Source organism: Oceanicella sp. (assembly GCF_056449545.1).
Map to the genome: position 1 here is coordinate 1 of NZ_JBWOMN010000051.1, position 8,594 is coordinate 8,594.

The 8,594-nt window shown below is 74.8% G+C and carries 6 protein-coding genes; all 6 read left to right on the forward strand.

The genetic code is table 11. The features are described from left to right. Window positions 1–300: 300 nt before the first annotated feature. Window positions 301–834 carry a tRNA (adenosine(37)-N6)-threonylcarbamoyltransferase complex ATPase subunit type 1 TsaE gene (gene tsaE / locus AC1HC7_RS07145; protein WP_479497734.1) on the forward strand — a complete coding sequence of 178 codons (534 nt, stop codon included), beginning with the start codon at window positions 301–303 and terminating at the stop codon, window positions 832–834. Window positions 835–848: 14 nt separating this feature from the next. Next, window positions 849–1,925, forward strand: coding sequence for an aminoglycoside phosphotransferase family protein (locus AC1HC7_RS07150; protein WP_479497733.1), 1,077 nt, complete (start codon window positions 849–851; stop codon window positions 1,923–1,925). Window positions 1,926–1,951: 26 nt separating this feature from the next. Continuing rightward, the gene (locus AC1HC7_RS07155) at window positions 1,952–2,653 is read left to right on the forward strand and encodes a nucleotidyltransferase family protein (protein WP_479497774.1); all 702 of its coding nucleotides are present in this window, start codon (window positions 1,952–1,954) and stop codon (window positions 2,651–2,653) included. Then, window positions 2,650–4,812, forward strand: a complete 2,163-nt coding sequence (addB, locus tag AC1HC7_RS07160) for a double-strand break repair protein AddB (RefSeq protein WP_479498852.1) — start codon at window positions 2,650–2,652, stop codon at window positions 4,810–4,812. The genes AC1HC7_RS07155 and addB overlap by 4 nt, the downstream gene beginning before the upstream one ends. Next, on the forward strand, window positions 4,767–5,720 hold the full coding sequence (locus tag AC1HC7_RS07165; RefSeq protein WP_479498853.1) for a PD-(D/E)XK nuclease family protein: 954 nt from the start codon (window positions 4,767–4,769) through the stop codon (window positions 5,718–5,720). The genes addB and AC1HC7_RS07165 overlap by 46 nt, the downstream gene beginning before the upstream one ends. Next, window positions 5,717–8,594: double-strand break repair helicase AddA (addA, locus tag AC1HC7_RS07170; protein ID WP_479498854.1), on the forward strand; the 2,878-nt coding region annotated here is incomplete at its 3' end. The genes AC1HC7_RS07165 and addA, both read left to right, overlap by 4 nt.

Sequence of the window (8,594 nt, forward strand, 5' to 3'; positions counted from 1 at the left end):
GAGGCGCTGGGCAAGGCGCGGGTGTTCCGCCTGGCCGCGCGGCTGTCGGGCGCGGCGGCGCGGGCGCTGGCGCTGGCGGCGGCGCTGGCGGTGCAGGCGTTCGGGTTGGTCTGGTTGCTGGCGAAGGCTTTGGCGCTGCGGCGCCTGTCGCGCCTGGTCTGATTCCCCGGCTTTTCGGGGGCGGCGCGGCGCGGCGCCAAAACAAGCCCAACGCCAAAAAACCGGAAACCGGGGCTGCGCCGGGTTTTCCGGGGCGGCGTTCCGGGATAGGACGAGGCGACGCCGCCATGGACCGATCGCATGACCCTGCCGCCTGCTGACGAAAGCCGCGCATCCGCCGTCGCCCTGACGCTGGACCTGCCCGACGCCGCCGCCGCCGATCGCGTCGGCGCCATGCTGGCGCGCGCGCTGGCGCCCGGCGATGCGGTGCTGCTGAGCGGCGATCTGGGGGCCGGGAAATCGGCGCTGGCGCGCGCCGCCATCGCCGCGCTGCTGGCCGAGGACGGGCGCGCGGAGGACATCCCCTCGCCGAGCTTCACCCTGGTGCAGACCTATGACACGGCGCGGGGCGAGGTCTGGCACGCGGATCTGTATCGGCTGGGCGGGCCGGAGGGCTGCGAGGAGCTTGGGCTCGACGAAGCCTTCGACGTCGCCATCTGCTTTGTCGAATGGCCGGACCGGCTGGGGCCGCTCGCGCCGGCGCGGCGGCTGGAACTGGCGCTGGATTTTCTCGCGCGGGGCGAGGGGCGGTTGCTGCGCGCGACCCCGGTCGGGCCTGGCTGGGGCGCGGTCATGGCGGCGCTGCGCGCGGCGGGCGAGGGGGGCGGCGCGTGATCGGGGTGGCGGGCATGACGCAAGCTGGGGCGCAATTGGCGGCGCAAGCGGGGGCGCAAGCGGCGGCGCAAGCGGGGGCGCGGGCGCAACGCAAGGCGGAATTTCTGGCCCTTGCCGGCTGGGGCGGGGCGGCGCTGACCCCGCTGGCCGGGGATGCGTCGGCGCGCAGTTACGACCGGGTGCGCGACGGCGCGCGGCGCGCGGTGCTGATGGATGCGCCGCCTGCGCGCGGGATCGACACGAAGCCGTTTCTGGCGCTCACCGGGTTCCTGAGGGCGCGCGGTCTCAGCGCCCCGGCGGCGCTGGCCGCCGATCGGGCCGCCGGGCTGGTGTTGCTGGAGGATCTGGGCGACGATCTGTTCGCCACGATCTGCGCGCGCGATCCGGGCGCCGAAACCCGGCTCTACGCCGCGGCCGTCGATCTGCTGGCGGGGCTGCATCGGGATCCGCCTCCCACCGAGGTCGCTGGCCATGCGATCCCGCCCTATGACATGGCGACGCTGCTGCGCGAGGCGGCGCTGATCGTCGAATGGTGGGCGCCTGCGGCGTCGGGGCGCGGCGCGGCGCGGGTCGAGGCGTTCCGCGCCATGGTCGCGCGGGCCATGGCGCCGGTGGCGGCGGCGCGCGGGACGCTGGTGCTGCGCGACTATCACGCGGAGAACCTGATCTGGCTGCCGGGCAGGGCTGAAGGCGCGCGGGTCGGGCTGCTCGACTATCAGGACGCGCTGCGCGGGCATCCGGCCTATGATCTGGCGGGGCTGCTGGAGGATGCGCGCCGCGACGTGTCGCCGGGGCTGCGCGCGGCGATGTTGGCGCGCTACGCGGCGGCGACCGGCGTCGCGCCGACGGAATTCGCCGCCGATTTCGCCCGGCTGGCGGCGCAACGCAATCTGAAGATCGTCGGGCTGTTCACCCGGCTGTGGCTGCAGGACGGCAAACCGCAATATCTGGCGCTGATCCCGCGGGTCTGGGCGCATCTGGCGCGCGATCTGGCGCATCCGGCGCTGGACGAGCTGCGCGGCTTCGTCGCCGCCCATGTCCCGGCGCCGACGCCGGCGGCGCTGGCGCGGGTGCGGGGCGCGCGATCGTGAGCGCGTCGCGGGCGCCCGGCGCGGCGATGATCATGGCCGCCGGGCTGGGCACGCGCATGGGGGCGCTGACCGCTGACTGTCCCAAGCCGCTGCTGAAGGTCGCGGGGCGGGCGCTGATCGATCTGGCGCTGGAGCGCGTGGCGCAGGCGGGCGTGCCCCGGGTCGTGATCAACCTGCATTACCGCGCCGATCAGTTGCGCGCGCATCTGGCGGCGCGCCCGGCCGGGGCGCGGCCCGAGGTGGCGCTGTCCGACGAAACCGCGGCGCTGCTGGAGACCGGCGGCGGCATCGTCCATGCCCGCCCGCTGCTGGGGGCGGGGCCCGTGTTCACGCTGAACGCCGATGCGGTCTGGACCGGCCCGGCGCCGTTGCCGACCCTCGCCGCGGCATGGGATCCGGCGCGCATGGGGGCGCTGCTGCTGCTGACGCGGCGCGAGGCGGCGCTGGCCTATGCGCGGGCGGGGGATTTTTCCATGGATGCGGCGGGGCGGCTGGCGCGGCGCGGCGCGCGGGCTGCGGCGCCGCTGGTCTATACGGGGGCGCAGATCATCGCGCTCGACGCCTTTGACGGCGCGCCGGAGGGGGCGTTCTCCACCAATCTGATCTGGGACCGGCTGCTGGCCGAAGGGCGGCTGTTCGGCGTGGTGCACCAGGGCGGCTGGGTGGATGTGGGCACGCCGGCGGGGCTCGACGCCGCCAGCGCGCTGCTGCGCGAGGGCGGCGGATGACGTTCTTGCAGCCAGCTGTGGATGCGGATTCGGGCATGGATTCGGGCATGGATTCGGGCATGGGTTCTGGGCCGAGGGTGTTCCATTTGCCCCCCGGGGTGGATTTTTCCGTCGAATTCGCCCGCGGCCTGCGCCAGCGGCTGGCGGGCGCCCCGCCCGAGACGCTGGCCCGGCTGCGCATCTTCACCAACGCCCGGCGCACGGCGCGGGCGGTGGAATCGGCGCTGGAATCGGCGGGCGCCACCTATCTGCCGCGCTTCAGTCTGGTGAGCGATCTGGGCGACGCGGCGGCGGGGCTGGGCGTGCCGGCGGGGGTCGATCCCATGCGGCGCCGGCTGGCGCTGATGCGGCTGGTGGAACGGTTCCTGCGCGCCGCCCCCGAATTCGGCGATCCGGCGGCGGCGCCGGCGCTGTCGGCGACGCTGGCGGCGCTGCTCGACGATTTGCAGGGGGCGGGGCTGGAGGCGGGGGCGCTGGCGGGGCTCGACATGGGCGATCACGCGGCGCATTGGCGGCTGACGCAGCGGTTCCTGAGCATCCTCACCGATATCTGGCCGGCGCATCTGGCCGAGGCCGAGGCCGGCGCGCTGGACCCGCAGGCGCGCCGGCGCATGGCGGCGCAGGCGCTGGCGGCCGCGTGGCGCGAGGCCCCGCCGCAAGGGCCGGTGATCGCCATGGGCTCCACCGGCTCGACCCCGGCGACGGCGATTCTGCTGGCGGCGGTGGCGCGGCTGCCCCGGGGCGCGGTGGTGCTGCCGGGGCTGGACGCGGACATGCCGCCCGACTTGTGGACGCGGCTGACCCCGGAGCATCCGCAATTCATGCTCGGCCAGCTATGCGCGACCATGGGGGTCGATCCGGCGGACAGCCGGCCCTGGACCGACGCCCGCCCCGCCAGCCCGGCGCGGCTGCGGCTGCTGAGCCAGGCCCTGCGCCCGGCGCCGGTGACCGACGCGTGGTTTCGCGCCGCGCCGGAACTGGCGCGCGAGGCCGGGGCCGCGACCGGCGACATGGCGCTGATCGAGGCCGACAGCCCGCGCCGCGAGGCCGCCGCCATCGCGCTGGCGCTGGCCGAGGCGGCGCTGGGCGAGGGCACGGCGGCGCTGGTGACCCCGGACCGGATGCTGGCGCGGCGGGTGAGCGCGGAACTGTCGCGCTGGGGGATTCTGCCCGATGACAGCGCCGGGCCGCCATTGAACCTGACGCCGCCCGGGGTGCTGCTGGGCTTGCTGGCGGGCTGCGTCGGGCGACCGCTGGCCGCCCATGCGCTGGCGGCGATCCTGCGTCATCCGCTGGTCGGGGGCGGCGACGCGGCGCGCGGCGCGCATCAGAAAAAGCGCCAGTGGCTGGAGCGCAACGGGTTGCGCGGCGGGCCGGTGGAGGTCGAGTGGGACCGATTGGAAACGGTCTTGCGCGCGGCGGCGGAGAAGCGGAAGAACGCGCCGCCCGAAGGGTTTTTCGACTGGTTCGCCTGGATGCGCGGCGTGCTGGCGCCGCTTGGCGACGGGGCTGGCGGGCTCGGGGCGCTGGTCGCGGCGCATCGCGCGGCGGCGCAGGTCTTGTCGCGCGGCTGGCCGGGGGAGGCCGGCGCGACAGCGGGGCCGGAACAGATCTGGGACAAGGCGGCGGGGCGGGCGGCGCAGGATTTCATCGAGAGTTTCGCCGCCGCGGCGCCGGTCTATGACGCCATCGACGCCGGCGCGCCGGACAACTACGCGGCGCTGTTCGGGGCGCTGATCGCCGGGCTGGAGACCCGGGCCGAGGCGCAGCGCGTGCATGACCGCATCTTCATTCGCGGCACGCTGGAGGCGCGGGCCCAGAGCGCCGATCTGGTGATCCTCGGCGGGCTCAATGACGGGATCTGGCCGCGCCTGCCCCAGCCCGAACCGTGGCTGAACCGGCCCATGCGCGCGGCGCTGGGGCTGGCGGCGCCGGAAGCGCGCATCGGGCTGGCGGCGCATGATTTCCTGCAGGCGGCCGCGGCGCGGCGGGTGATCCTGAGCCGCGCGACCAGGGCCGAGGGCGCGCCGACGGTGGCCTCGCGCTGGCTGATCCGGCTGGTCAACCTGCTGGGCGGGGTCGACGCGGCGGGGGCGGGGGGGCGCTGGACGCGATGCGGGCGCGCGGCGCGGCCTGGCTGCGCGGGGCCGACGCGCTGACGCGCATCGACGCGGAACCGCCCGCGCCGCGCCCGGCGCCCATGCCGCCGCTGGCGGCGCGGCCGCGCAGGCTGTCGGTGACGCGGATCGAGACCCTGATCCGCGACCCCTATGCGATCTACGCGGAAAAGGTGCTGGGCCTGCGCGCGCTCGACCCCATCGGCCGCCAGCCCGACGCGCGCGACAAGGGCACGGCGCTGCACCGGATTTTCGAACGGCTCTGCGTCGAGACCCGCGACTGGCCCGACGCGGCGCTGACCCGCGAGGCCCTGCGCGACAAGCTGCTGGTCATCGCGCGCGCGGAACTGGCGGCGCAGCCGGGTCCGGCGATCCGGCGGCTGTGGCTGAAGCGGCTGGAGCGGGTCGCCGACTGGTTCGCCGCGGCCGAGATCGGGCGCCGCGCCCGGGGGGCGCCGCTGAGCGCCGAGGCCTGGGGGGAGCGCGACTTCGCGGCCCCCGGCGGGACCTTCACCCTGCATGGCCGCGCCGATCGCATCGACCTGCTGCATGACGGGCGGCTCGCGATCTATGATTTCAAGACCGGGGCGCCGCCCTCCGACAAGCAGATCAAGGCGTTCGCCAAGCAGTTGGCGCTGCTCGGGGCCATTGCCGAGGGCGGCGGGTTCGCCGACATCCCCGCCGCGCGCGTCGGCGCGCTGGAATACGTGGCGCTGAGCGGGAGCAAGCCTCATGCCGGGACCATCCGCAAGGTGGCGCTGGAGGAGGGCGCGGTGGCCGGCGCCTGGGCGGATCTGGGCCGGCTGATCGCCGCCTATGACGACCCGACCCAACCCTATCGCGCCCGCATCCGGCCCGCATCCCTGACCTATGCCAGCGATTTCGACCATTTGTCGCGGCTCGGGGAATGGGGCGATTCGGGCGATGAAGATGACGGGGGCGGGTCATGACCGGGACCATGGCGGGCGGCCCCCCCGGGGCGGTGGATGACGCGACGCGGGCGCAGATCCTGGCCTCGGCGCCGGGGGATTCGGTGTGGGTCACGGCCAATGCCGGGTCAGGCAAGACCAAGGTGCTCACCGACCGGGTGGCGCGGCTGCTGCTGGCCGGGGCGGCGCCCGAGAAGATCCTGTGCCTCACCTACACCAAGGCGGCGGCGGCGGAGATGCAGAACCGGCTGTTCGAGATGCTGGGCGCGTGGGCGATGCTGGGGGATGACCGGCTCAGGGCCGAATTGGCCAAGCTGTCCGAGGCCGACGCGCGCTTCGACGCGCCGGCGCTGGACGCGCAAAGCCTCGGCGTTGCGCGGAAACTGTTCGCGCGGGCGCTGGAGACCCCGGGCGGGCTGAAGATCCAGACCATCCACGCGTTCTGCGACGCGCTGCTGCGGCGGTTTCCGCTGGAGGCCGGGGTGTCGCCGGGTTTTGCGGTGCTGGACGACCGCCAGAAGGCGCAGATGATCGAGGCCATCCGCGACCGCATGGCGCTGGCCGCCGAGACCGGCGCGGACATGGCCTTCGACGCCGCCGCCGACCGGCTGGGGGAGGACGGGCTCGACGGGCTGATCGCCGAGACCCTGGCCAAGCGCGCGGCGTTTCCCGCCGACCCGGCGCAGGGCCTGCGCGCGGTGTTCGGCGTGCCCGAGGGGCTGGACCCGGCGGCGATCGAGGCGTCCATGGCCGACGGATTGGACGGCGACGCGCTGGCGGCGCTGGCCGGGGCCGCGGCGATCGGCGGCAAGCGCTCGCAGGGATTCGCCGACAAGCTGCGCGCCGGCGTGGCGGCGCTTGCGGCGGGGCGGCCGTCGGCGGCGCTCGACGCGGTGATCGGCGCGGCGCTGAAGGCGGATGGCGGGCCCTACAAGGCGCCGTGGCTGCTGGGCAAGGCGGTGCTGGCGGCGGCGCCCTGGGCGGCCCCGGCCTATGAGGAGCTGGCGGCGATCGCCGCGCAGATCCGCGACCGGCGCCAGGCGCTGGCCGCCTACGAAAAATCCCGCGATCTGCATGTGTTCGCGCGCGCCCTGCTTGATGCCTACGCCGCCGAAAAGACCCGGCGCGGGGCGCTGGATTTCGAAGATCTGGTGAATGTCGCAGCCGATCTGCTGACCCGCTCGCAGATGGCGGCCTGGGCGCTTTACAAGCTGGACGGCGGCCTCTCGCATCTGCTGATCGACGAGGCGCAGGACACCTCGCCCATGCAATGGACGGTGATTCGCGCCATCGCCGATGAATTCCACGCGGGACTCGGCGCGCAGGGCGCCGAGGAAAGCCCGCGCACGCTGTTCGTGGTCGGGGACGAAAAACAGTCGATCTATTCGTTTCAAGGCGCCGATCCGCGCGAATTCAGCCGCATGCGCGACTATTTCGCGACGCGGCTGGCGGCGGCGGGGCGGGGCTTGCAGGCGGGGCGGCTGGAGCATTCGTTCCGCTCGGCCCCGGCGGTGCTGGGGCTGGTGGACGCGGTGTTCGCGGGCGACGCGGCGCAGGGGCTGAACGCCGACGCCGCGCCGCCGCGCCACGTGGCGTTTCGCGCCGACGCGCCGGGGCTGGTGGAAATCTGGCCGCTGTTTTGCAAGGGCGAGGCGGTCGAACCGCCGCATTGGGCCGACCCGGTTGACGCCCCGGCGCCGGGCGACCCCAAGGCGCGGCTGGCGGTGGCGGTGGCCGAGCATGTGGACGCGCTGCTGAAGGAGGGCGCGCCGATCCCGGACCGCAAAGCGGGCGGCTGGCGGGCGCTGCGCCCCCGCGACGTGCTGATTCTGGTGCAGCGGCGCGACGCCATCGCCCGCGGGATCATCCGCGCGTTGAAGCGGCGCGGCGTCGATGTGGCCGGGGAGGACCGGCTGCTGCTGACCGGGGAACTGGCGGTGAAGGATCTGCTGGCGCTGATCCGGGTGGCGGTGGACGCGGGGGATGATTTGTCGCTGGCGGCGGTGCTGCGCTCGCCGCTGGGGGGGCTTGGCGAGGCGGACCTGTTCGACCTCGCCCATGGCCGCGAGGGCGGCGCGCTGTGGGGGGCGCTGCGCGAATCGGCGGGGCGGTTTCCCGAGGCCGCGGCGCTGATCCGGGACCTGCGCGACCGGGCCGATTTCGACCGCCCCTATGAACTGTTCGAACGCGCGCTGGTGCGCCATGGCGGCCGCGCGAAGCTGCTGGCGCGGCTGGGGGGGGAGGCCGAGGACCCCATCGACGAACTGCTGGCCCAGGCGCTGGCCTATGAGCGGCTGGAGACCCCGAGCCTCACCGGGTTTCTGGCCTGGATGGAGGCCGCCGAGAGCCACCAGATCAAGCGCGAGCAGGGCGGCGGCGCCGACGAGGTGCGGGTGATGACCGTGCACGGCGCCAAGGGGCTGGAGGCGCCCTTCGTGATCCTGCCCGATTGCGGGCCGCGCCGGGCCTCGCGCATGGGGCGGATGATCGCGCGGCTGCCCTGCATGGCGGGCAGCGCGCACTCCGAGATCGCCGCCTGGCCGCCGCCGACGGCGGACGCGCCCGAGATCCTGCGCGCCGCCGCCGAGGCGGTGGATGCGCGCGCCGCGCAGGAGCGCCGCCGCCTGCTGTATGTGGCGCTGACAAGGGCGGAATCGCGGCTGCTGATCTGCGGCGCCGGCGATCCCGAGCGCCTGGACGGGAGCTGGTATGATCTGGTGGAGCAGGGGATGCTGGCGCGCGAGGCGCTGAGCCTCGATCCGCCGGAGATGATCGAGGGAGGCGCCATGCTGCGGCTTGCCGATCGCTGGGGTCCGGAGGCGCTGCGCGCAGATGACGGCGGCGCGCCGCCGGCGGCGGCGGCCCCGTTGCGGGCGCTTGACGCGACGGCGGTCG